General features: G+C 64.8%; 20 protein-coding genes, 1 tRNA gene and 1 pseudogene. 14 read left to right on the top strand and 8 right to left on the bottom strand.

Going from position 1 to position 22,014, the window contains the following annotated elements:
- The 6 genes and pseudogenes from JWQ89_RS17410 to ugpC all read left to right on the top strand — a co-directional run.
- Window positions 1-723, top strand: a pseudogene (locus tag JWQ89_RS17410) (ABC transporter ATP-binding protein); the annotation flags it as partial.
- 77 nt (window positions 724-800) lie between these two features.
- A complete protein-coding gene (locus tag JWQ89_RS17405; RefSeq protein ID WP_299643015.1) occupies window positions 801-1,676 on the top strand; it encodes a sugar ABC transporter permease in 876 nt (291 codons plus the stop codon).
- A gap of 381 nt (window positions 1,677-2,057) precedes the next feature.
- Entirely contained in the window at window positions 2,058-2,831 is a 774-nt protein-coding gene (locus tag JWQ89_RS17400; protein WP_299643013.1) for a carbohydrate ABC transporter permease, read from the top strand.
- 458 nt (window positions 2,832-3,289) lie between these two features.
- Window positions 3,290-4,309 (top strand): Gfo/Idh/MocA family oxidoreductase, encoded by a 1,020-nt coding sequence (locus tag JWQ89_RS17395; RefSeq protein ID WP_299643010.1) that lies wholly within the window; start codon window positions 3,290-3,292, stop codon window positions 4,307-4,309.
- Complete coding sequence (locus tag JWQ89_RS17390; RefSeq protein WP_299643008.1) at window positions 4,306-5,385, top strand: Gfo/Idh/MocA family oxidoreductase; 1,080 nt, start codon at window positions 4,306-4,308, stop codon at window positions 5,383-5,385. The genes JWQ89_RS17395 and JWQ89_RS17390 overlap by 4 nt, the downstream gene beginning before the upstream one ends.
- Before the next feature lie 163 nt (window positions 5,386-5,548).
- Complete coding sequence (gene ugpC, locus JWQ89_RS17385) at window positions 5,549-6,625, top strand: sn-glycerol-3-phosphate ABC transporter ATP-binding protein UgpC (protein WP_299643006.1); 1,077 nt, start codon at window positions 5,549-5,551, stop codon at window positions 6,623-6,625.
- Between the two features lie 183 nt (window positions 6,626-6,808).
- Here the strand turns inward: ugpC and putA are convergent, their stop codons facing one another.
- Entirely contained in the window at window positions 6,809-10,360 is a 3,552-nt protein-coding gene (gene putA, locus JWQ89_RS17380; RefSeq protein ID WP_299643005.1) for a bifunctional proline dehydrogenase/L-glutamate gamma-semialdehyde dehydrogenase PutA, read from the bottom strand.
- 142 nt (window positions 10,361-10,502) lie between these two features.
- Here putA and JWQ89_RS17375 point away from each other — a divergent pair, with 142 nt between their 5' ends.
- Window positions 10,503-10,751 (top strand): BrnT family toxin, encoded by a 249-nt coding sequence (locus JWQ89_RS17375; protein ID WP_299643004.1) that lies wholly within the window; start codon window positions 10,503-10,505, stop codon window positions 10,749-10,751.
- On the top strand, window positions 10,748-11,128 hold the full coding sequence (locus JWQ89_RS17370) for a BrnA antitoxin family protein (protein WP_299643003.1): 381 nt from the start codon (window positions 10,748-10,750) through the stop codon (window positions 11,126-11,128). Before JWQ89_RS17375 ends, JWQ89_RS17370 begins: the two co-directional genes overlap by 4 nt.
- An 88-nt stretch (window positions 11,129-11,216) precedes the next feature.
- On the opposite strand, the gene JWQ89_RS17365 is transcribed toward JWQ89_RS17370, so the two are convergent.
- The 4 genes from JWQ89_RS17365 to JWQ89_RS17350 form a co-directional block, all read right to left on the bottom strand.
- Complete coding sequence (locus JWQ89_RS17365; RefSeq protein ID WP_299643002.1) at window positions 11,217-12,116, bottom strand: FecR family protein; 900 nt, start codon at window positions 12,114-12,116, stop codon at window positions 11,217-11,219.
- A gap of 284 nt (window positions 12,117-12,400) precedes the next feature.
- Window positions 12,401-13,240, bottom strand: coding sequence for an aldo/keto reductase (locus JWQ89_RS17360; protein WP_299643001.1), 840 nt, complete (start codon window positions 13,238-13,240; stop codon window positions 12,401-12,403).
- A gap of 105 nt (window positions 13,241-13,345) precedes the next feature.
- On the bottom strand, window positions 13,346-15,244 hold the full coding sequence (locus JWQ89_RS17355; RefSeq protein ID WP_299643000.1) for an ABC transporter ATP-binding protein: 1,899 nt from the start codon (window positions 15,242-15,244) through the stop codon (window positions 13,346-13,348).
- Window positions 15,241-17,046 (bottom strand): ABC transporter ATP-binding protein, encoded by a 1,806-nt coding sequence (locus JWQ89_RS17350; protein ID WP_299642999.1) that lies wholly within the window; start codon window positions 17,044-17,046, stop codon window positions 15,241-15,243. The genes JWQ89_RS17355 and JWQ89_RS17350 overlap by 4 nt, the downstream gene beginning before the upstream one ends.
- Window positions 17,047-17,337: 291 nt before the next feature.
- Here JWQ89_RS17350 and JWQ89_RS17345 point away from each other — a divergent pair, with 291 nt between their 5' ends.
- On the top strand, window positions 17,338-17,535 hold the full coding sequence (locus tag JWQ89_RS17345) for a DUF2934 domain-containing protein (RefSeq protein WP_299642998.1): 198 nt from the start codon (window positions 17,338-17,340) through the stop codon (window positions 17,533-17,535).
- On the opposite strand, the gene JWQ89_RS17340 is transcribed toward JWQ89_RS17345, so the two are convergent.
- On the bottom strand, window positions 17,532-17,879 hold the full coding sequence (locus JWQ89_RS17340) for a hypothetical protein (RefSeq protein WP_299642997.1): 348 nt from the start codon (window positions 17,877-17,879) through the stop codon (window positions 17,532-17,534). The genes JWQ89_RS17345 and JWQ89_RS17340 overlap by 4 nt on opposite strands.
- A 254-nt stretch (window positions 17,880-18,133) precedes the next feature.
- Between JWQ89_RS17340 and JWQ89_RS17335 the strand changes: the two genes are divergently transcribed.
- Window positions 18,134-18,210: transfer RNA gene (locus tag JWQ89_RS17335), tRNA-Met, on the top strand.
- Between the two features lie 202 nt (window positions 18,211-18,412).
- On the opposite strand, the gene JWQ89_RS17330 is transcribed toward JWQ89_RS17335, so the two are convergent.
- Window positions 18,413-18,736, bottom strand: a complete 324-nt coding sequence (locus JWQ89_RS17330; RefSeq protein ID WP_299642996.1) for a helix-turn-helix transcriptional regulator — start codon at window positions 18,734-18,736, stop codon at window positions 18,413-18,415.
- A gap of 16 nt (window positions 18,737-18,752) precedes the next feature.
- Window positions 18,753-19,481, bottom strand: a complete 729-nt coding sequence (locus JWQ89_RS17325; protein WP_299642995.1) for a DUF262 domain-containing protein — start codon at window positions 19,479-19,481, stop codon at window positions 18,753-18,755.
- Here JWQ89_RS17325 and JWQ89_RS17320 point away from each other — a divergent pair.
- The 4 genes from JWQ89_RS17320 to JWQ89_RS17305 form a co-directional block, all read left to right on the top strand.
- Window positions 19,377-19,802, top strand: a complete 426-nt coding sequence (locus JWQ89_RS17320) for a DEAD/DEAH box helicase family protein (RefSeq protein ID WP_299643011.1) — start codon at window positions 19,377-19,379, stop codon at window positions 19,800-19,802. The genes JWQ89_RS17325 and JWQ89_RS17320 overlap by 105 nt on opposite strands.
- Window positions 19,768-20,364: a YgjP-like metallopeptidase domain-containing protein gene (locus JWQ89_RS17315; RefSeq protein WP_299642994.1), complete on the top strand. Its 597-nt coding sequence runs from the start codon at window positions 19,768-19,770 to the stop codon at window positions 20,362-20,364. The genes JWQ89_RS17320 and JWQ89_RS17315 overlap by 35 nt, the downstream gene beginning before the upstream one ends.
- Before the next feature lie 83 nt (window positions 20,365-20,447).
- Entirely contained in the window at window positions 20,448-20,996 is a 549-nt protein-coding gene (locus tag JWQ89_RS17310) for a DUF6804 family protein (protein WP_299642993.1), read from the top strand.
- Between the two features lie 379 nt (window positions 20,997-21,375).
- The coding region (locus JWQ89_RS17305) for a family 43 glycosylhydrolase (protein ID WP_299642992.1) at window positions 21,376-22,014 on the top strand (639 nt) is incomplete at its 3' end.

Genomic DNA, 22,014 nt, shown 5'->3' with positions numbered 1-22,014 from the left:
TGGAGCGATGGCTCGGGCGTCGAGCCGGCGCTGGACAACTGGCTGCGCTCGAAGGGCAAGGGTCTCTACGGTGCCGACGGCCAGCCGCTGTTCACCGCCGACGACATCACCGAGTGGTTCCAGCTGTGGGCCGACCTGCGCGCCGCAGGCGTCACGGTATCGCCCGAGGACCAGGCGCTCGATGCGACGGACGCGATCGAAAACACAATGATCGTGCTCGGCAAGTCGCCAGTGACCTTCGCCAACTCGAACCAGCTCATCGCCTTCCAGGCGCTCAGCAAGGACGAGTACGCCATGACAAACTACCCGCGCTACAAGCCGGGTGCTGGTGGCGGCCACTACCGCAAGCCCTCGATGTTCTTCTCGCTCGGCGCCACCTCGAAAAACCTGTCGGAAGGCGCGAAGTTCATCAACTTCTTCATCGGCAATGCCGATGCGGCCAAGGCGCTCGGCGTCGAGCGCGGCATCCCGTGCAAGGCATCGACCCGCGATGCGATCGCGCCGACGCTCGACGCGCAAAGCCAGATCGCGCTCAACTTCGTGTCCAATCTCGGCGACCTGCTCGGCCCGCTGCCCCCCTCGCCGCCGGCCAATGCCGGTGAAGTGAGCCAGGCGCTGCGGACCAAGAGCCAGGAAGTCGCGTTCGGCCAGCAGTCGCCGCAGGATGCGGGTCCCGCCTTCTTCCAGCAGGCCACTGAAATCCTCGCCCGCTCCAAGGGCTGACGCCCATGACCGCGCGCTCCTATTCCGGCATCTCGGCCACCGAGCGCGCGGTCCCCTTTGTGTCCTGGTGGTCGCGGATGTGGAGCCGCAACGCACCGGGCTATCTGTTCCTGTTGCCGTGGTTCCTCGGCTTTTTCGGGCTGACGCTCGGCCCGATCCTCACCTCGCTCTACCTGAGTTTCACCGATTTCGACCTGTTGACGCCGCCCGAGTGGACGGGCGCGGCCAACTATGTGCGCATCTTCACCGCCGATCCGAAATTCGCCCAGTCGATGCGCGTGACCCTCTCCTTCGTGCTGTTCTCGGTGCCGCTGAAGCTGGCCTTCGCGCTCGGCGTGGCGCTGCTCCTGAACCGCGGCATGCGGGGCCTGCCGATCTATCGGGCGGTGTTCTACCTGCCCTCGCTGCTCGGCGCCTCGGTGGCGATCGCGGTGCTGTGGCGCCAGCTCTTCGCCGGCGACGGCGTGGTCAACGAATTCCTGCTGATGTTCGGCATCGAGGGGCCGAGCTGGATTTCCAACCCGCGCTTCTCGCTGTGGACGCTGATCGCGCTGGCCATCTGGCAGTTCGGCTCGCCGATGATCATCTTCCTCGCCGGCTTGCGGCAGATCCCCACCGACATGTACGAGGCCGCGAGCCTCGACGGCGCATCGAAATGGAGGATGTTCTGGAAGATCACCCTGCCGCTGCTGACGCCGGTGATCTTCTTCAACGCCATCATCCAGACCATCGAGGGCTTCAAGAGTTTTACGCCCGCCTTCATCATCTCGGGCGGCACCGGCAATCCGATCAACTCGACGCTGTTCTATACGCTCTACCTCTACCAGGAGGCGTTCAGCTTCTTCCGCATGGGCTACGCCTCGGCATTGGCGTGGATCCTCTTGATCATCGTGGCGCTGTTCACCGGGTTTTCGTTCCTCACGTCGAAGTACTGGGTGCACTATGACAACTGATGTGCCCGGCGGCGCTGTGCTGCGCCCTGACCTTCCCCTCACCCGGCCGCTACGCGGCCACCCTCTCCCTCAAGGGGAGAGGGGAAAACGCGCCCCAAGGGCGAGGCAGTGCGCCCTCTCCCTTCTCCCCTTGAGGGAGAAGGTGGCGAGGCTGAAGGCCGAGACGGATGAGGGGGCGGCAACCGCCAGGTTGCGCGACCGGAGCGAAGCGACGGGCGGCTTGTTCACCGACCCGCATGCCACCCGAGATGCGAGATGAGCGTGACTTCGGCTGCTCCCCGGCTGACCGTGGTGACGGGCGAGGCGACCCCGGCCAAGATCTGGCGCAAGCGGGCGCTGAGCGTTCTGGCGCATGCGCTGCTGATCGTCGCATCGATCGTCATGCTTTATCCGCTGCTGTGGATGCTGTCGGCCTCGTTCCGGCCGGAGAACGAGATCTTCACCTCGACCAGCCTGTGGCCGAGCGAGTGGAGCATCGAGAGCTATTTCCGCGGCTGGACCGGGCTGCGCATCGGCTTCGGCACGTTCTTCCTCAACTCGCTGATCATCTCGGTGCTGTGCATCATCGGCAACCTCGCCACCTGCTCGCTGGCGGCGTTCGCCTTCGCCCGGCTGGAGTTCTGGGGCCGCCCGTTCTGGTTCGCGATGATGCTGGGCACGCTCATGCTGCCCTACCAGGTGACGCTGATCCCGCAATATGTGCTGTTCCACAACCTCAACTGGGTGAACACCTTCCTGCCGCTGGTGGTGCCGAAATACCTCGCCGCCGACGCCTTCTTCATCTTCCTGATGGTGCAGTTCTTCCGCGGTATCCCCAAGGAACTGGACGAGGCCGCACAGATGGACGGCTGCTCGCCCTGGCGGATCTACTGGAAGATCCTCTTGCCCCTCAGCACCCCGGTGCTGGCCACCGCTGCGATCTTCACCTTCATCTGGACCTGGGACGACTTCTTCGGGCCGCTGATCTACCTCAGCGACATCCGGACCTACACGGTGCAGCTGGGGCTCAGGACGTTCGTCGATTCCAGTGCCGAGAGCGACTGGGGCGGGCTGTTCGCGATGAGCATTCTGACGCTGGTGCCGGTGTTCGTGTTCTTCCTGTTCTTCCAGCGGCTGCTGATCGAGGGGATTGCGACGACGGGGATGAAGCGGTGAGTCTCGACGAGCGAGGAGACAACCGCGCGAGCTGGCGCTTGAGGTGGCTCGCAAGCTTGGCCGAACTCTCAGATGTCGAATTGCAGCAGCGTTGGGTGGATCGTCGGATCACCAACCCGCACTGGTCATTTGTCGAGTTCGTGTCCTGCTACTTCACGGATCTGCCAGATTCAGACTACGAGACACTCGTTAGGCGGGGGGTCGTCAGCGACGCGGAGTACCGGTGCGTTCGGGACTTCCACGAACATCTGGCCGTATACCAGGCGCCGAAAGGCGACTTCGATGCCGAGGCGATCCTGCGCGACCCGAAGTGGCAACAGATCGTATCGATGGCAAAGCAATCCGTCCTCACGCTTGCACCGATCCTCGTAAATCAGGACGAGAGGAACGCGCTGCTTGCGGAACCTCGGGCGCTAGAGCCCAAAGATTTCACGTGGCCTCACAGTAGAGACAGGACTATGACCATCAAATTTGCCGCCATCGGCCTCAACCATTCCCACATTTATGGGCAGGTGAACCTCCTCTTGCGCGAGGGGGCGGAGCTTGTGGCTTTTCATTCGCCCGAGGATGACCTCGCGGCGCAGTTTGCCGAGAAGTTTCCGCAGGCCAAGCGCGTTGCGGACCGGCGAGCGATCCTCGAGGATGCTTCCATCCCGCTGGTGCTGACCGCCGCCATCCTCAATGAGCGGGCGGCGATTTCGATCGAGGCGATGCGGCACGGCAAGGACGTGATGAGCGACAAGCCGGGGATGACTAGCCTCGCGCAACTGGCCGAGATCAAAGAGGTGCAGGCCGAAACCGGGCGGATCTATTCGGTGTGCTATTCGGAGCATTTCGAGACGCCGGCGACGGTGAAGGCCGGCGAGTTGGTGAAGGCCGGCGCCATCGGGCAGGTGATCAATACCGTGGGGCTCGGGCCGCACGCGATCCGCAACAACCAGCGGCCGGACTGGTTCTTCGACCGCAAGCGCTATGGCGGCATCCTCACCGATATCGGCAGCCACCAGTGCGAGCAGTTCCTGTTCTTTTCGGGCACCGACACCGAGGCCGAGGTGATCTCGGCGACGGTGAACAACCGCGGCAACCCGGATACGCCCGGGCTGCAGGACGTGGGCGACATGCATCTGCGGACGCCGAACACCACCGGCTATGTGCGGGTGGACTGGTTCACCCCGGCCGGGCTGCCGACCTGGGGCGATGGGCGGCTGACCATCCTCGGCACCGAGGGCTATATCGAGTTGCGCAAGTATATCGACATCGCCGGGCGGCCGGGGACGGACCATCTGTTCCTCGTCGACGGCAAGGGCGTGCAGCAGGTGGACTGCTCGGGCGTCGAGCTGCCCTATGGGCGGCAGCTGATCACCGACGTGTTGAACCGCACCGAGACGGCGATGCCGCAGGTGCGCGCCTTCAAGGCGATGGAACTGGCTTTGACGGCGCAGGCAATGGCCGAGCGCGGAACGGTGTGGGCGCAATGAGCAGGGTTTATACGGTCGCGGTAGTCGGCGGCGGCATCGGCAAGAGCCACATCATCGAGGGCTACGAGCCCAACCAGGACCGCTTCAGGGTGATCGCCATCTGCGATCTCGACGCGGGCCGGCGGAACGGGCTGGCGGAGGAGTTCGGCATCGAGCGGCGGGTCGAGAATTTCGACGACCTGCTCGCGATGGACGATCTCGACATCATCGATATCTGCACCCCGCCGATGGTGCACTACCCGATGGTCATGGCGGCGCTCAGGGCCGGCAAGCACGTCATCTGCGAGAAGCCGCTGGTGGGCTCGCTGGCCGAGGTGGACGAGGTGATCGCCGAGGAGAAGCGCAGCAAAGGCAAGCTGATGCCGGTGTTCCAGTACCGCTTCGGCAACGGCATCGAGCAGGTGAAACGGATCATCGACGCCGGGATTGCGGGGAAACCCTATGTCGGGACGGTCGAGACGCTGTGGCGGCGCGAGGCGGGCTACTACGCGGTGCCATGGCGCGGCAAGTGGAAGACCGAGCTCGGCGGCGTGCTGATGACCCACGCGATCCACCCGCACGACATTTTCACCTACCTGATGGGCGAGCCGAAGAGCCTTTTCGGCCGGGTGGCGACGCGGGTCAACGACATCGAGGTCGAGGACTGCATCTCGGCGTCGCTGGAGATGGAGAGCGGGGCGCTGGCGAGCTTTACGGCGACGCTGGGCTCGGCGGACGAGATTTCGCGCATCCGGCTGGCATTCGAGAACGTGACCATCGAGAGCGACCACGAGGCCTATAATCCGGGGAAGGAACTTTGGACCATCCTGCCGCGCAACCAGGCGACGCGGGTGAAGATCGAGGCGCTGCTGGCCGATTGGCAGGACGTGCCGTCGCGGTTCACGACGCAGATGCGCCGGTTCTGGGATGCGCTCGAGGGGAAGGGGCCGATGCCGGTGACCAGCGCGGACTCGCGGCGGGCGCTGGAGATCGTGACGGCGATCTACCACTCGTCGGAGACGCGAGAGGAGGTCAGCTTCCCGGTGGCGGCGGACCATCCGAAATACCGCAGCTGGCTGCCGGAGGGGTTTCGATGACCCACAACGGCCGGTGGCTGTGGACCCCCACCCCTGTCCCCTCCCCCTACTGGGGAGGGAGACGCATTCTGCGCAGCCGGTGGTTGGGTCTCCCTCTCCCTTCCGAGGGGGAGGGGAGAGGGGTGGGGGTCGGCACGCGCCGGCCAAGAGGGAGGACAAGCTGATGTCGACGAGCGTCGTGCTGCAGCAGGTGGAAAAGCGCTATGGCGATGTGGAGGTGATCCACGGGATCGACCTCAACATCGATCCGGGCGAGTTCACCGTGTTCGTCGGACCTTCGGGCTGCGGGAAATCGACGCTTTTGCGGATGATTGCGGGGTTGGAGCCGATCTCGGGCGGGAACCTCCTGATCGACGGCGAGCGCATGAACGAGGTGCCGGCGGCAAAGCGCGGCATCGCCATGGTGTTCCAGAGCTACGCGCTCTACCCGCATATGTCGGTGTACCAGAACCTGGCGTTCGGGCTCGAGACGGCGCGGCTGCCCAAGGCCGAGATCCAGCAGCGGGTGCAGAAGGCAGCGGAGATCCTCAGGATCGAGCCGCTGCTGAAGCGCAAGCCAAAGCAGCTCAGCGGCGGGCAGCGGCAGCGCGTCGCCATCGGGCGGGCGATCGTGCGCGAGCCGCGGATTTTCCTGTTCGACGAGCCGCTGTCGAACCTCGATGCCGAGCTGCGGGTGCAGATGCGGGTGGAGATCGCCAAGCTCCACAACGACCTCGGGAACACCATGATCTACGTGACGCACGACCAGGTCGAGGCGATGACCATTGCCGACAAGATCGTGGTGCTGCAGGCCGGGATTATCGAGCAGGTCGGGGCGCCGCTGGAGCTCTACAACCACCCGAGGAACCGGTTCGTCGCCGGCTTCATCGGCTCGCCGAAGATGAATTTCCTCGAGGCCAAGGTCGAGGCGGCGGATGCCGCGGGGGCGAAGCTCAGGGCGGGCGGCAGCGAGATCGTGGTCAACCGCGCAGTCGGCGCCGGCGGCGACGAGGTGACGTTCGGGGTGCGGCCGGAGCACATCGGCATTTCCGAGGGCTCGGGGGTGGAGCTGGCCAACGTGAAGGTCGACCTCGTCGAGCAGTTGGGCGGGCAGACCATGGTCTATGCGACGACCGCGGATGGGCAGGCGCTGACCATTGCTGTGGACGGGCAGCGGGCAGTGCCGCCGGGCTCGACACTGACGGCGTATGTCGACCCGGCGCGGTATCATGTGTTTGGCAAGGACGGGCGGGCGATTTAGTTCTTCCCTTCTCCCCTGAGGGGAGAAGGTGCCCAAAGGGCGGATGAGGGGTTCAGCTTCTCAACCCGCATTCGCCGAGATGCTGAACCCCTCACCCTAGCTTCGCTACGTCGCTGGCGCTCCGAGCTGCGCTACCCTCTCCCCTCAGGGGCGAGGGGACGCGGGGGGTGAGGGGCAGTGGCGCTACTGCCCCGCCAGCAACTCCGCGTTCCCGCCGCTCGCCGTCGTATCGATGCACACATGCCGCTCGGTGATCAGCCGCTCAGCATCCGAGGGTCGGGTGATCAGCGGAACGATCACCCCGTCGCGGCGCGATAGCGCCTGCCGCCATGGCCGCAAGTCGGCTTCGGTGCCGAAATGCATGATGGCGTCGACGTGGAGGCCAGCTTCGATGGCGGCGGGCGAGAGCTTCTTGTCGAGGCCGCCGATCGGCTCGCCATTGGCGCCGAGCGCCTCGGCGATGCGGGTGGCGCCAGGGGCGACGACTAGAACGCCATTGCCCTGCTCGAGGGCGAGGCGGGCCTGCTGCTCGGCGCTTCTGGTGTCGGGGCCGAGGCACAGGACAACGCCGCGCGGCCATGTGTAGAGCGTGTTGGACTCGCCGGTGGGGCCGGGGAGCGTCTCCCGAGCCGGTTCGATCCCGACGCGCTCGATGCCGGTGCGGACCTGGTCGACTGCTGCGATGGAAAAGCCGATCGAGAGGCCCGACAGCGGGTTGACCGCCGCGGAGGGCTCGAAGCGTTCGGGCGGGCGCCAGAAGCGCTTTAGGTAATTCGGCCCGCCGGCTTTCGGGCCGGTGCCGGAAAGGCCTTCACCGCCAAAGGGTTGCGAGCCGACCACGGCGCCGATCTGGTTGCGGTTGACATAGATGTTGCCCGCCCGGATGCGTTGGGAGATGTCCTCGACGCGGCCGTCGATGCGGGTGTGGAGGCCGAAGGTGAGGCCGTAGCCGGAGGCGTTGATGGCGGCGATGACGGCGTCGAGTTCCTCGGCCTTGAAGGTGGCGACGTGGAGGACCGGGCCGAAAATCTCTTCCTTCATTTCGGCGATGCCGGAGACCCTGAGCACCGTCGGGGCTACAAATGTACCGTTTTGAGGGGTCGGAACCTGATGGAGCACCGCGTCTCGCGCATGGAATTCTGCGATGTAGCCTTCCATCTTCGCCTTGGCCTTCTGGTCGATCACCGGACCGACATCGACCGAGAGGTCCCAGGGGTCGCCGAGCTGCAATTCGTCCATCGCGCCATAGAGCATTTCGAGCGTCCGCTCGGCCGCGTCCTCCTGGATGTAGAGCATGCGTAGCGCCGAGCAGCGCTGGCCAGCCGACTGGAAGGCGGACGAGAGGATGTCGCGCACCGCCTGCTCGGGGAGCGCGGTGGAATCGACGATCATGGCGTTGAGCCCGCCGGTTTCGGCGATGAGGGCGGCGCCGGCGGCGAGGTGGTCGGCCATCTTGACGTCGATCGACTTGCCGGTGGCGAGCGAGCCGGTGAAGCAGACGCCGTCGATGCGCGGGTCGGAGGTGAGCGCGGCGCCGACGACCGAGCCGGCGCCGGGAACCAGTTGCACGACCTCCTCGGGGATGCCCGCCTGGTACATCAGGCGGACGGCTAGCGCGGCGATCAGCGGCGTGGCTTCGGCGGGCTTGGCGAGGACGGTGTTGCCGGCGACCAGCGCGGCGGCGACCTGGCCGGTGAAGATCGAGAGCGGAAAGTTCCACGGCGAGATGCAGGTGAAGACGCCGAGCGGCTGGCGCGGCTCGCTGGCTTCGGCTTCCGCCGCATAGTAGCGGAGGAAATCGACGGCCTCGCGCACTTCGCTCACGGCATCGGCGAGCGTCTTGCCGGCCTCGCGGGCGCAAAGCGCGTAGAACTCGGCGGCATTGTCCTCATAGAGATCGGCGACCTGGCGCAGCAGCAGGGCGCGCTCGGCGACCGGACGGGCGGCCCAGCCGGGGGCGGCGTCGCGGGCGGTGGCGATGGCGAGCTCGAGCGTCTCGGGCCCTGCCCCGATGGCGTCGCCGACGGTCTCGCCGGTCGCCGGATTGACGATGCTGTGCTGCTCGGACTGGCTGCCGGCGACGAGCGAGGCCGGCACGGCATGCCAGCGCTTTTCGCTCGGCCGGAAGCGGTCGCGATCGGCAAGCAGGTACTCGACTTCGAGTGGATCGCTCAGATCGCGGCCGCGCGAGTTCCGGCGGGCGGGCTCGAACAGGTCGGAGGGCGCCCGGACCCTGGCGCGGGCGGTTTCGACGGTATCGAACGGATCGCGCACCACGTCGGCGGCGGGCACGTCGCGATCGGCGATCATGTTGACGAACGAGCCGTTGGCGCCGTTTTCGAGGAGGCGCCGGACGAGATAGGCGAGCAGATCGGCATGGCGGCCGACCGGGGCGTAGATGCGGGTGCGGGTCCGGTGCTCGTCATGGACGATCTGGTGCAGCCGCTCGCCCATGCCGTGGAGGCGCTGGAATTCGAAGGCGGCGTTGTCGATGCCGAGGCTTTCGGCGAGTTGCAGGACAGCTGCGACGGTGTGAGCGTTGTGGGTGGCGAATTGCGGGTAGATGCGGCTGGTCTTCGACAGCAGCCGGCGGGCGTTGGCAATGAAGCTGACATCGGTCGCGGGTTTGCGGGTGAAAACCGGGAAGCCGCCGAGGCCGAGCACCTGGGCGCGCTTGATCTCGCTGTCCCAGTAGGCGCCTTTCACCAGCCGCACCATGACGCGGCGATCGAACTGTTCCGCCAGCGCCTCGATCCAGTCGATGACGAGGCTGGCACGCTGGCCATAGGCCTGCACCACGATGCCGAAGCCGTCCCAGCCGGCAAGGCGCTCGTCGGCGAGCACGGCGGCGATGACGTCGAGCGAGAGGTCGAGCCGGTCGGCTTCCTCGGCATCGATGTTGAAGCCCATGTTGGCGCCGCGCGCCATCATGGCGAGGGCGAGGACGCGCTCGACCAGCTCGTCCATGACGCGGTCGCGCTTCATGAACTCGTAGCGCGGGTGGAGCGCGGAAAGCTTGACCGAAACGCCGGGATTGTCGCGGACCGAGCCGGCGGTGGAGCGGGTGGCGAGCACGGCGATCGCCTCGGCGTAGGCGGCGCGATAGCGCTTGGCGTCGGCCTCGGTGCGGGCCGCTTCGCCGAGCATGTCGTAGGAATAGGTGAAGCCGTCCTTCTCGGCGCGGCGGGCGACCTTCGTCGCCTCCTCGATGTCGCGGCCGAGGACGAACTGGGACCCGAGGATCTTCATCGCCTGCATCACGGCCGAGCGGATCACCGGCTCGCCGATGCGCTGCACGAAACTCTTGATGGTGCCGGCGATCCCTGCCCCGCCATCCCGCAGCACCTCACCGGTCAGCGTGAGCGCCAGGGTGGAGACGTTGACCAGCGGGGAATTGGCGCGATCCAGATGCTCGGCCCAGCGCGACGGGCCGATCTTGTCCTCGATCAGGTCGTCGATGGTGCGGGTATCGGGGACGCGCAGCAGCGCTTCGGCGAGGCACATCAGCGCGATGCCCTCGCCGGTGGAGAGCGAATACTCGGCGAGGAAGGATTCGAGCATGCCGGGTGCATCGCCGGAGCGGACCTTCTCGACCAGCTTCAGCGCGCGGTCGCCGATCTCGGCCCGGACACCGGGCGACAGCTGGGCATCGTCCTTGAGGCGGGCCACGGTGGCCGCCTCGTCGGCGAGCGTGGCGGCGCGGATGCGGCTGCGGAGTTCGTCGAGATTAGGCATTGAAGTCCCCCGTGCCTGAACTGTGGCACGGGTCGCTGATTTGTGTGGGGAAAATGTGATGGGGTGCGCGGCCTGCTTTTCGGCCGCTGGCTGTCCGTCCATGCTCGATGGATTGATCTTCGATTTTTTGTAGCTACATTAAATGCAGATCGTTTATGATGAACGTAAGCGGATCGCCAACCTCGCGAAGCATGGGCTGGATTTTGACGAACTCGATATGACCTTCTTCGAGAGGTCGGGTGTCTATCCTGCCAGAGACGGACGGTCCAAGGCGGTCGGAATGTTTCATAACCGACTTGTTATCGTTGTGATCTTCGAGCCTTTGGGCTCGGAGGGGCTATCTGTGATCTCTATGCGACCGGCCAAGGTCAGTGAACGGAGGCTTCTATGAAGACCAAGAGATTCGGTGAGATTCCCGACCTCAGCGACGAGGAAGAGGCGCGCATCCAGGCCGGCATCGACGCCGACCCGGACAATCCGGAGCTGACAGTCGAGGAAATCACCGGGATGCGTCCGTTCGCCGAGGTCTTCCCGGAACTCGCCGAAAGCATCCGCAGGGCGCGCGGCCGGCCGCCGGAGGCGGCACCGAAGCGCCAGGTCACGGTCCGGCTGGACGCGGACGTGATCGAGGCTCTGAAGAAGGACGGCGCGGGGTGGCAGACGCGAATGAACGCGACGCTGCGCAAGGAGCTGCGGCTTGATCGTGTGGACACTTCCATCGCGGCCACCCCGGTTGGACAAGGGGCGAAGAGGAGGAAGGCGTCCTAGGGTCGCCCTGCTTGTCGGGAACCTGTCCCCGCGCTTTGCCGGGGGATCCGGCTCGCGCGCCCCCGGTCGGCTACTGCCGACCCCACTGCTAGTGGCTGCAGTTCTGTGAATTGCCCGGGTTGTGGTCGCTGTGCCCGGCGCAGTCCCCGCCTTCCGGTTCGGGCACGGGGGCGGGCGCTGGCGCGGGGGCAACTACACCGCTTGGCGTCGATGTGGGCGAGGCTGTGCCCTTTCCGTCGGCGGCAACCTGAGTCGGGGCGCGTTTGCCATGGGTCTTGAAGAACCCGGGACTGAACGGCAGCGGCGAGAGCAGGCAGCTCGAGGCCTGCTTCAGGCGGAACGAGCTCACCAGCGGCTGCTGAGTGGCGCCGTAGACGAAAAGCCGCCTGAGCGCCTTGCGCTCGGCACGGTCGAGCGCGTTGGCCTGCCCCAGCGACGTCGAGACGCCCTTGCCCATCTCGCCGAGCTCGCACGCTTCCGACAGCTCCGAGCATTCGCCGGTCCTGGCGCACAGTTCGGTGGTGCCCGAGTACATGAGGACACGCGTCGACTTCGGCCCATCCACGACGAAATCGAACTCGGTGCCGCGGATGCCGATGGTGCCGCTGGGCGTGTCGATGCGGTAGCGGTCCTTTTCGGCATGGCCGGTCACGAACCGGAACGTGCCCGCCAGCGCCCCGATCACCATCTTGCCGGCCGACCCGTCCCCGCGCAGCAGATAGTCCTCGATCTTGAGCGCCGAGCCGGGCCCGACGACCAGCTTGGTGCCATCGTCGAACAGGATCTGGGCGGAGCCGCCCGTACCGGTGCGGATGAGATCGCCGAGAAACACGTCCTCGCCCACGACCAGCGTGCGAACCGAGCCGGTCGAGTTGATCTCGGCCTCCGGGTCGACCCCCGCGGCCGTTCCGGCGGGCGCCGACACCGCCGCGCCAATTCCGGACAGGACAAATAGTGCCGCAGCCAGACTCTTGACCAACCTGTTCATCAATGTCCCCGAGTTGCACCTTGGCCGCGAGGGCGCGGCAACAATTGCTGGAAGCTAACTGCGTCCGGCTCTACTTGCAAACTGCTGGGGCGGTGTCCCACCGTGATATTTTGAAGCTTAACGCGCGGACGCCACCCCAATACCAAGTGTTCGATTCGAACCGTAGCGCGGGTGCCAAGTCGCCCCGTCGGCCGGGCCTCCTCGCCGTTGCTTCGAGACAACCGTCCTCGGCGACGCGGCGTCCCTCCACTTGTTCTGGCAGGTCCCCTGGCGGGGGACGCGGATCAGAACTCCTCGTGCGTCCTCGGATCGCCGTCGAAAAGTCGGCCATCCGGGCGCGACAACCGGTCGATGGAGCGCATGTCGTCGTCGTCGAGCTGGAAGTCAGCGATGTTCAGGTTCTCGCGGCGACGCGACGGTGTTGCCGATTTGGGAATGGGCAGCACGCCCAGTTGCAGATGCCAGCGGAGGACGACTTGGGCCGGGGTGCGGCCGTGCTTGCGCGCGATTTCGACGATGCTCGGCTCGGCGAGGAGGCCCGTGCCCTTGCCGATCGGAGTCCAGGCCTGGGTGAGGATGCCGCGCGCCTTGTCGGCGGCGCGCTGTTCTGGCTGGTTGAAATACGGGTGCAGCTCGACCTGGTTGACGCTGGGCGTGACGCCGGTTTTCTCGATCAACTGGTCGAGATGCTCGGGGAGGAAGTTCGACACGCCGATCGAGCGGACGAGACCGCGCTCGCGGGCTTCGATCATGCCCTCCCAAGCCTCTACGAACAGCTGCTGGCTCGGGTTGGGCCAGTGGATGAGATAGAGGTCGAGGTAGTCGAGGCCGCTGCGCAGCACCGACTCCTCGATGGCCCAGGTTACGTTCGGCTTCTTGTGGTGGCGGCCGGGAAGCTTCGAGGTGACCCGCACTTGCTCGCGCGGCACGCCCGACATGCGGACCGCCTTGCCGACGGCGCCCTCGTTCTCGTAATTCACCGCGGAATCCAGCAGGCGGTAGCCTTCGCGCAGCGCATCCGCCATGGCCTCGGCACCGGGCAACCCGCGCAGTGCATAGGTGCCGAGGCCGATTGCCGGCAGCGTCGTGCCATCGTTCAGGGTGTGGTCGGGCAGTGCGGGCATGTGGTGTTTCCTGTTCCTGGGCTGCAGGGCCAAACGGCCGCCCCCTCCACCATGCTTCGCATGGTCCCCCTCCCCCGCCACGCGGGGGAGGATCAGAGGCCGGTGCTAGGTCGCCTTGCCGGTCGGCGGGGCTTCGTCGCCGTTCTCGGGCATGTCGTCGAAGCTCGAGTAGTTCATGGTGTAGAGCTTGGCGTAGAGGCCCTGCTTGTTCATCAGCTGTTCGTGGTTGCCGCTTTCGAGCAGCTCGCCGTTCTGCAGGACGATGATGCGGTCGGCGCCGCGGATGGTGGCGAGGCGGTGGGCGATGACGAGGCCGGTGCGGCCTTCGAGCAGGCGCTTGAGGGCGCGCTGGATCAGCATCTCGGTATAGCTGTCGATGTTCGCCGTGGCTTCGTCGAGGACGAGGATCTTGGCGTCGGCGACGAGCGCCCGGGCGAAGCTGATCAGCTGGCGCTGGCCGAGCGACAGGTTGCCGCCGCGCTGTTCGAGCTTGGTGTCGTAGCCATCGGCCAGCGACATGATGAAATCATGCGCGCCCACCGCCTTGGCGGCGTCGATCACCTGCTCGCGGGTCGCCGATTCCTTGTTGTAGCGGATGTTCTCGATCACCGAGCCGGTGAAAAGGAACGGCTCCTGCAGCACCATGGCGACTTCGGCGCCGAGCGAATCCTGCGTCACGTCGCGCACGTCGCGGCCGCCCACCGTCACCGAGCCGTCCCACACGTCGTAGAAGCGGTGGACCAGCGACATGCAGCTCGACTTGCCCGAGCCGGTGGGGCCGACGATGGCGACGGTCTCACCCGGATTGACCCGGAAGCTGACATTCTTCAGCACCGGCTGGTTCTTGCGATAGCCGAAGGTGACGTTCTTGAACTCGACCGAGCCGTCCATCTCGCCGGTGAGCGCGACGGCATCGGGCTTGTCCTCGATATTGACCGGGACATCGAGCACTTCGGTGATGCGCTGGCCCGAGCTCATGGCGCGCTGGAACACCGAATACTGCATGGTGAGCGAGCGGATCGGGTCGAAGAAGCGCTGGATGTAGAACAGGAACGCGACCATCACGCCGACCTCGATCTGGTGGCCGAGCACCATCTGGCCGCCGACGACGATGACCGTGGCCATCGAGATGCCGGTGAGCGTATCGACGATCGGCACCATGACCTGGGCGAACTTCGCGGCGCGGAGGTGGGCGCGTAGGTTGGTGTGGGCCTTTTCCTCGTAGAGGTCGAAGTTGACCCGCTGTCGGTCGAGGCTCTGCACGGTGCGCACGCCATTGATGCCTTCCGCCAGCGCCCCGTTCGCCGACGAATTGGTGTGGTGCGCCGCCATGAAGCTGAGCTTGGCCGGCGGCAGCCAGAACAGGCGAACGATGAACAGGATCGGCATCGTCGCCATGGTGATGGCGCCGAGCATCGGATCGAGCCAGAGCAGCACGCCGATGATGCCGAAGAGGAGGACGATGTCGCCGACGGAAAGCACGGAGGTTTCGAGGAACTCCTGCATGGAGTTCACGTCGCCCATCAGGCGCGACATCAGCCGGCCGACTTCGGTCTTGTCCATCCAGCTGAGCGACACGCGCTGCAGGTGCTCGAACATGGCGCGGCGCATGTCGAACAGCACGTTCTCGGCCGCCTTGCCGACCACGGATTCCTGCACCCAGCTGGCGACGAAGTTGATGGCGATGGTGGCGGCGAAGCCGGCAATGGCCCAGAGCAGCACCACGCGCCCGCCGCCGCCCGCCGCCATGCCCTTGTCGATGGCGAAGCGGATGATCAGCGGGATGGCGAGCTGCGTCAGGGTGAAGATCAGCACGGCCGCGACCGAGATGTAGATCTGCTTCTGGTACGGTTTCACGAAGGCCCAGATGCGGCGCACGATTTTCGGATCGTAGGCCTTGCCGAACACCTCTTCCTCGCGGTCGAGGCTCGAGCCGACCACGGCGCGCGGCGGGCGCTGGCGGCGGTCTTCGCTTTCGTCGTCGTTGACGGTCACGTCGGTCATTCGGCGGCCTCCAGGGCGTCGTCGCCAGGCTTGACCTGGAGGTCGTAGAGGGCACGATAGCGGCCGCCGAGCGCGAGCAGCTCTTCATGCGTGCCCCGCTCGGTGATGGCGCCCTCCTCGATGAAGAGGATCTGGTCGGCGTGCATAAGCGAGCTCAGCCGGTGCGAGATGATGAGGGTGACGCGGTCCTTGGCGAAGCGCTTCATCGCGGTGCGGATGCGCTGCTCGGTGCCGGCATCGACCGCGGCAGTCGAGTCGTCGAATACCATCACCGAGGGGCGGAGCATCAGCGAGCGCGCGATGTTGAGGCGCTGGCGCTGGCCGCCCGAGAGCGACACGCCGCGCTCGCCCACGATGGTGTCGTAGCCGGTGGGGAGTCCGATGATGTAGTTGTGGAGCTGCGCGAACTCCGAGGCGCGGGCGATGCGCTGTTCCTTCGCCCACGGGTCGCCATAGGCGATGTTGTTCTCGATATTGGTGGTGAACAGGAACGAGTCCTGCTGCACCACGGCGACCGACTGGCGGAGGCTGGCGAGGGTGACGTCGCGCACGTCCTGCCCATCGATGGTTACCTTGCCGCCATCGACATCGTAGAAGCGCGGGATGAGGTGCGCGATGGTCGACTTGCCCGAGCCGGGCCGACCGACGATGCCGATGGTCTCGCCGCGGCGGGCCTCGAAGCTGACCTTCTGCAGCACCTGCCGCGTCGGCGCGCTCGGATAGGCGAAATCGACGTTCTCGAAGCGCAGCGTCCCCTCTGTGACCTTCAGCGGCACCGCGCCGGGCTTGTCCTTGATCTCGATCTCGAGGTCGAGGAAGGCGAAGAGGCGATTGCCGCAGGTGGAGGCGCGGGCGAAGGAATTGACCAGCAGCCCGAGCTGGCGCACCGGCATCTGCAGGATCGTCATGAAGGTGAGGAACGAGGCGAGCGTGCCGACAGTCATCTCGCCCGAAAGCACCTTCTCGCCGCCGACCCAGAGCACAAGGCCCATCGAGAGCAGGAAACTCAGGTTCATCAGCGAGGTGCTGGCGACGCGGATATCGACGCGCTTGTGGGCCAGCGCGAGCGCGGCGTCGGAGGCCTCGTCGTATTTCCTGAGCTCATGGTTCTGCCCGGCAAAGGCGCGGACGACGCGGATGCCGCCGAGGTTCTCTTCCATGACGCGGCTCAGGTTCTGCAGCATTTCCTGCAGCGTCAGCCAGGTGGCGCGCAGCGTCAGCTGCGCCACCGAGGAACGCCAGCCGACGAACGGCGCGAAGCTGAGCGCGAGGAGCCCCAGCACCAGGTCGGTGCTGATCAGCATGTAGGCGCCGACGCCGATGAGGATGCTGAGCAGCACCACGCGCAGCACGCCCGTGGCAAAGAACATGCGCACGCCCTCGAGATCGAGCATGCCCACGGTGATCAGGTCGCCGGTATGGACCTTGTCGTGGTAGGAAAAGCTGAGCCGCTGGATCTTCTCGTAGACCGCGAGGCGCAGCTCATAGGCGGTGTGGTGGCCGACGGCCTCGCCGAAATAGTTCATCCACATCGTGAACACGCCGCGGCCGATCGAGACGGCGAGCAGCACCCAGGCGGTGGTCCACAGCGCGTCGACCGCCCCTGCCCCGCCGTCGAGCACGCCCTCGGAGTGGTCGATCGCCTGGCCGATCAGGCGCGGCACCCAGAGCTGCAGCCCGCAGGCGATGATGGTGGAGATGATGGTGACGGTCACCATCCACGGGTGCCGCCAGGTCAGCACCATGATGCGCCACAGGGTGCTCAGCCCCTTGCCGGCCTGCGTGGCTTCGACATGTGACATTGCATCGCCAGGCAAATAGGCGCTGCGCGGAGCATTCGAGCTCAATTTATTGGGTCCAGACATCTAAACATTGGGGGCCGGCCCTCGCCACAATATTGGCGTACGGAATCGGCCCGGAAGAACCAGAGGAAGAAATGCATCTCTCGCGCCGATTTGCGTTCGGTTCAAGGCTCATGACGGCGCGGGGGGGCCTTCTTTCGTATGAGCGAAGTACGGCTCGGCCATGTTGTTGCATGAATGCAACCTCGGCTTGAACCCTAGCGTTCAGGATGAATGACCAGCGAGACCAGGATGACCGACGGCAATGGATGGCCGCCGCCCGAGGACAGTGCCTTTTACGAAGCGGTACGACGGACTGCGTATTTCCTGTGGGAGCAGGATGGCCGGCCCGATGGGCGCCACGACGAGTACTACCTGCGGGCGCTGGAACAGCACCGGCGCGAGCGCACCTATGACCGGTGGCTCGCGGACGGACCGGACAGCGACTAGGCGGTCCGGCGTCGCCAGATGCGATCGGCTACGGCTCCTGCGGCAATGCCGAGGCCGCCGCCGGCGAGCTTGACCGCCACGTCCAGCAGCCGCCCATGGCGGCTCTGCACCGCCAGCTGCAGCAGCTCGAAGACCACCGCCGAGCCCAGCACCACCGCGAGGATCACCCACAGATGCCGCGGATAGGCGAGCGCGAAGGCGAGCCCGACGACGCCGAAGCTGACGAACCGCTCGACATTGGGCGAGAACATGCTCATCGGCCTCAGCCCGATCGGCGCGAGGGTAACGAAAGCGACCGCCGCGAGCAGCAGCCAGGCAAGCATCGGCAGGAGGCGCAAGGACATGGGCGGAAACGGCTCCGGATGAGGGCACTGCGCCCGGTCTTGGAGGAGAAAACAGTCAATACGATGATGTGGCGGGAGAGGAGATGGGGCAGTTGTCGATATAGTGAAGATCGTGCTCGGAAAGATGCGACCGGACATCATCACCACCCCATCCGCATCTCCACCCGGCGCGGCTTGACACCCACCCCCACCAAACCTAAGAAGGCGCCGCGCAACCAGCGCTCATCGGCCGGTCCCAGATCGCCAGCGCCTGGGGCGGAGTAGCTCAGTTGGTTAGAGCAGCGGAATCATAATCCGTGTGTCGGGGGTTCAAATCCCTCCTCCGCTACCAAAAACTAAAGCACTTTCAATTAGTTACGTAGGAACCTGCCTTCTCCTCTGGAGTTCGCTTGGCTCCGGGGTAACGCGTGGGTTTCATAGGGCGAAGGGACGGCTTCGACGAACTCTTTGGCAGTATGGCCATTTACCCCTGTGATGCGAAATACAGGAACCGCCGCGGTCCCGCATAACGTCACGCGGCGGTTCCAAGTCTACTAAACGCCACGTAGTTCGCGAAGATCACGAAGCAGTCGAAGCAACCGCTCCCCGTCGGCGCTCGTCCGATCCCAAAGCGCAATGATTTCGGTGGTGAGACGCCCCTCGTAGTGCCCCGAGTCACCAAAAGACACCTCTAGGGCGCTGCAAATTTGCAGAACATTTGTCGTTAGCGAACGGAACTCGCCTTGGCAGATCTTCTGCGTCTGGCTGGCCTCGACACCTGACCTTCTTGCTAGTTCGGCATAAGTCCAGCCTCGTCTATTGCGACTAGCTTGCATCCGCGAAGCCATTTCGGTCACGATTTCCGGCTTGAGTTTCATGCAAATCTGCATAATACTATGCATAGGCAAAATCAAGGAGCTGATAGCCATGGCCCACACCGCTGAGATCCAGTTCTATCGAGCGAGCGAGAAGCCCTACGGCGCATTCAGCAACCTCTATCGGCGCCAGATCGAATTCGAAGGAGAGGTATTGAGTGTACGGCTGTTCCGCATCGTGGCCCCGTCTTGCAAACTGCCACAGAAGCCAGTTCTTCATTAGGTCTGCCGGCAGAAGCGGGGTGCCATGCGCGTTTAGTGTCTCGAAGATGGCCTGCGGTTCATCTGACTCGTCGAGATCGAGAACAATTAAGCGAAGGTGGTCCTTCAGCGCTGATGACAGCGCTGGTATCCGCTGCTCCAACTGATCCGCTCCAAGCCATTCGCGAATGCTCTCCAGGAAGTAGCAAAATGCTTGCGCCATCCTTGTTTCGGCATTGGCCAGAGAACCTGGCTCTCTAGCATCCATGACCTGCTGGAAGGCGGCCCGATCCTCGTTCGTCGGCCAGACTTTGTACTTTTCAGCGTCCTCGTAGCCCGGCGGGTTCGCGGTCAACGCTTCCAACCTGCTGCCCTCGATCGCCGCGGCTTTTACGGCCATCTCGCTGATCGTCGTCAACGAGCCGAAGGCAAGCTTTGCGGCCTGAAGCATGATCTGAAGCGTCGTCAGGCGCTGCTGTCCGTCAATTACCTCGCGGCGATTGGGGGCTCGGGCCAAATCCTGCTTTCCACCATCTTCAAGTTCCAAGGCTCCAAGGAGCCGATCCCGAACTCGGAAGACTGGATCGTGCTGGTGGACGAGTGCCACCGCACGCAGGAGAAAGACCTTGGCGCCTTCTTGCAGGCCACCCTGCCCGACGCCCGCTATTTCGGGTTCACGGGCACGCCCATCAAAAAGGCCGACAAGGACACCTACGCCCGCTTCAGCGAGCCCGGTGAGACCTACCTAGATAAGTACGGCATCGACGACGCCGTGCGCGACGGCGCCACCGTGCCGATCCTTTACGAGGGTCGGAAAACAGAATGGTCGATTGATGAGACCGAGATCGATATACAACACCCTGCGTGACCTAGAGGCAGCGACCGCCCACCGCTCGATTGTACCCCGGTTCATCACCGGTTCGAAAATCCCGTTCCGGGGCCGCAACTATCGGCTCACCGTTCGTCGCCATGATGGACCCCACGTCGAGATCGCGTTTCAGAACGGCTTCTTGGTCGATCTACCGACTTGGGTGCGAGAACACGACTTCGATTTGATCGTCGCGAGCGAGATCAAGATGTGGCTCAAGCGACGCGTTCGCAGGGACGTCGCCGAGTTCGCTGCAACCTATCGCGCTGTGCAGGGCCTCAGGCCTCGCATTCTTCGCGTCGCAGAAATGAAGAACGGTTGGGGTGCGTGCGGCCCCAGCGGTGCCGTCCTGATCAACTGGCATCTAGTTTTCGCGCCCAAGAGGGTACTTCAGTACGTCGTCGCCCACGAACTGGCCCACCTGAAGCACCGGGGCCATGGCGCTCGCTTCTGGACCTACTTGACCGAAATCTTCCCCGACTATGGTGGGCCAAAAGCGTGGCTTGAGGCCAACGGCGGGAACTTGAGTTCGGATTTCCTTTCCTTCGAATGCGCCCCCTGACACGGGTCACTTCGTGCTAGTTCCATCTCTCGAAGGGATCGCCAACTTGGCGATGTGGCGGACGAGTGGAACTAGGACTTGGAATGTTAGGCTGGCTCGCCCTCGCTGCGCTGATATGGGGCGTCCTCTGGTCCATCGGGGCGCTCACCCGGCACCTGCGCGCAGTGCGCTTGGGTCCGAGCCCTTACTGGTGGCAGGAACGCAAGCCGCCGTCCCCCAACCCGGCGCATCCGAAGCGTGGTTTCCTGCGACCATTCTGGAGCGACTTGAAAGCAAGCGCGACGAAGCCCTACGGCCGAAAGACCACACTTGAGAAGGCGTACGGCGCATGCGTACTCCTGTTCGCGGTCGCCATCCTGCCGATGCCCTATGCGTACTATTTGGGAATGCGCGTGGGTGTATGCATCGCCCTCTACTTCTTCGCGATAGCCGCCTTCAGGACGAGACGGAAGCACGCAGGGTGGTTCGTGGGTATGCTGGTACTACTGGCTCTCTACAACCCTGTGGTACCGGTGCATCTCGGCGTGCAGCTACTCTGGACAGCGATCAATGCCGTCACAATCTACGTGCTCTATCGTGCGAGAGCCGTGCTGGATATGCAACCTGAGAGGCCTGCCAAAACGATTGCGTAGCCGGCACTTGGCCAGAAGAGCACGTCGTCACAACTAGCCCGGTGCTCTCACTTTGGCGCGTGACGGTTAGCCACTTCGGTGGTACACACTGGTACACATCCTTGGGACCACGTTGTAGCAAAATCAATTACTTACGGGCGATCGCAGCGGCTCCCTCCTCCGCTACCATCATTCCCACGACAATACCTGAGATAGTGCGAGGAAGTACGCGACCGTTGTGGCGCTGCAATGAATAACCGCCCCCTTCCTTCCACTCCACGGAAAGAGAACCACGCGGGGTCACCACCCGGCTAGCTTCAGCGCGGTGGAAGGCAAAACTTGACAGCTTGCGGCGATACGTTGGAAGCGTGTGGCTCTTTCATCGCGTCGGAGGAGTGCGATGGTTGTGCCAAGGGTCGCTCTCGCCGTCGTTCTCGTTCTGGGGGCGAGCGTCGGCATCGCCGGGGAAATCCAGCCTGCGCTGACGGGTGATGTCCGCATTCACGACCCAAGTGTCATCGAGGTCGGCGGGCGCTTCGTGGCCTTCCAGACCGGGCAGGAAGGGGGCATCTATCGCGGGGCGATACGGGCGAAGACCTCGCCCGACGGGATCGCCTGGACCGATGCCGGCTCGATCGGCAAGGGTCTGCCGAAATGGGTGCGGAAGAGCCTCGGCTACCAGCCGCCCAACATCTGGGCGCCGAGCGTCAGCAAGCACGGCGACGGCTGGAACCTCTATTATTCGGTGTCCTCGTTCGGCATCAACACCAGCGCCATCGGGCTGATGACCAACGCGGCGCTCGATCCGTCGAGGCCCGGCGAGGGCTGGCAGGACCAGGGGCTGGTGCTGTCCAGCAATGGCCGCGACGACTTCAACGCCATCGATCCATGGCGGATCGATCTCGGCGACGGACGAGCCTTTCTCACCTATGGCTCGTTCTGGGACGGCATCAAGCTGCGCGAACTGGATCCGGCGACGGGAAAGCTGATCGAGGAGGACACGCCGACCTACCACCTTGCCTCGCGGCAAGGCGCGGGG

The sequence above is a fragment of the Devosia sp. genome (genome assembly GCF_028290645.1).
Lineage (GTDB): Bacteria > Pseudomonadota > Alphaproteobacteria > Rhizobiales > Devosiaceae > Devosia_A.
This window is presented reverse-complemented; position numbering and strand designations above follow the sequence as displayed.

Bases quoted from the DNA above. Each gene is read 5' to 3' on its own strand.
- JWQ89_RS17405 (WP_299643015.1), top strand. From the start codon at position 801: ATGTGGAGCCGCAACGCACCGGGCTATCTGTTCCTGTTGCCGTGGTTC.
- ugpC (WP_299643006.1), top strand. From the start codon at position 5,549: ATGTCGACGAGCGTCGTGCTGCAGCAGGTGGAAAAGCGCTATGGCGAT.
- JWQ89_RS17310 (WP_299642993.1), top strand. From the start codon at position 20,448: ATGTTAGGCTGGCTCGCCCTCGCTGCGCTGATATGGGGCGTCCTCTGG.
- JWQ89_RS17350 (WP_299642999.1), bottom strand. From the start codon at position 17,046: ATGTCACATGTCGAAGCCACGCAGGCCGGCAAGGGGCTGAGCACCCTG.
- JWQ89_RS17390 (WP_299643008.1), top strand. From the start codon at position 4,306: ATGAGCAGGGTTTATACGGTCGCGGTAGTCGGCGGCGGCATCGGCAAG.
- JWQ89_RS17355 (WP_299643000.1), bottom strand. From the start codon at position 15,244: ATGACCGACGTGACCGTCAACGACGACGAAAGCGAAGACCGCCGCCAG.
- JWQ89_RS17370 (WP_299643003.1), top strand. From the start codon at position 10,748: ATGAAGACCAAGAGATTCGGTGAGATTCCCGACCTCAGCGACGAGGAA.
- JWQ89_RS17315 (WP_299642994.1), top strand. From the start codon at position 19,768: ATGAGACCGAGATCGATATACAACACCCTGCGTGACCTAGAGGCAGCG.
- JWQ89_RS17400 (WP_299643013.1), top strand. From the start codon at position 2,058: ATGCTTTATCCGCTGCTGTGGATGCTGTCGGCCTCGTTCCGGCCGGAG.
- JWQ89_RS17345 (WP_299642998.1), top strand. From the start codon at position 17,338: ATGACCGACGGCAATGGATGGCCGCCGCCCGAGGACAGTGCCTTTTAC.
- JWQ89_RS17375 (WP_299643004.1), top strand. From the start codon at position 10,503: ATGCAGATCGTTTATGATGAACGTAAGCGGATCGCCAACCTCGCGAAG.
- JWQ89_RS17330 (WP_299642996.1), bottom strand. From the start codon at position 18,736: ATGAAACTCAAGCCGGAAATCGTGACCGAAATGGCTTCGCGGATGCAA.
- JWQ89_RS17365 (WP_299643002.1), bottom strand. From the start codon at position 12,116: ATGAACAGGTTGGTCAAGAGTCTGGCTGCGGCACTATTTGTCCTGTCC.
- JWQ89_RS17395 (WP_299643010.1), top strand. From the start codon at position 3,290: ATGACCATCAAATTTGCCGCCATCGGCCTCAACCATTCCCACATTTAT.
- JWQ89_RS17340 (WP_299642997.1), bottom strand. From the start codon at position 17,879: ATGTCCTTGCGCCTCCTGCCGATGCTTGCCTGGCTGCTGCTCGCGGCG.
- JWQ89_RS17360 (WP_299643001.1), bottom strand. From the start codon at position 13,240: ATGCCCGCACTGCCCGACCACACCCTGAACGATGGCACGACGCTGCCG.
- putA (WP_299643005.1), bottom strand. From the start codon at position 10,360: ATGCCTAATCTCGACGAACTCCGCAGCCGCATCCGCGCCGCCACGCTC.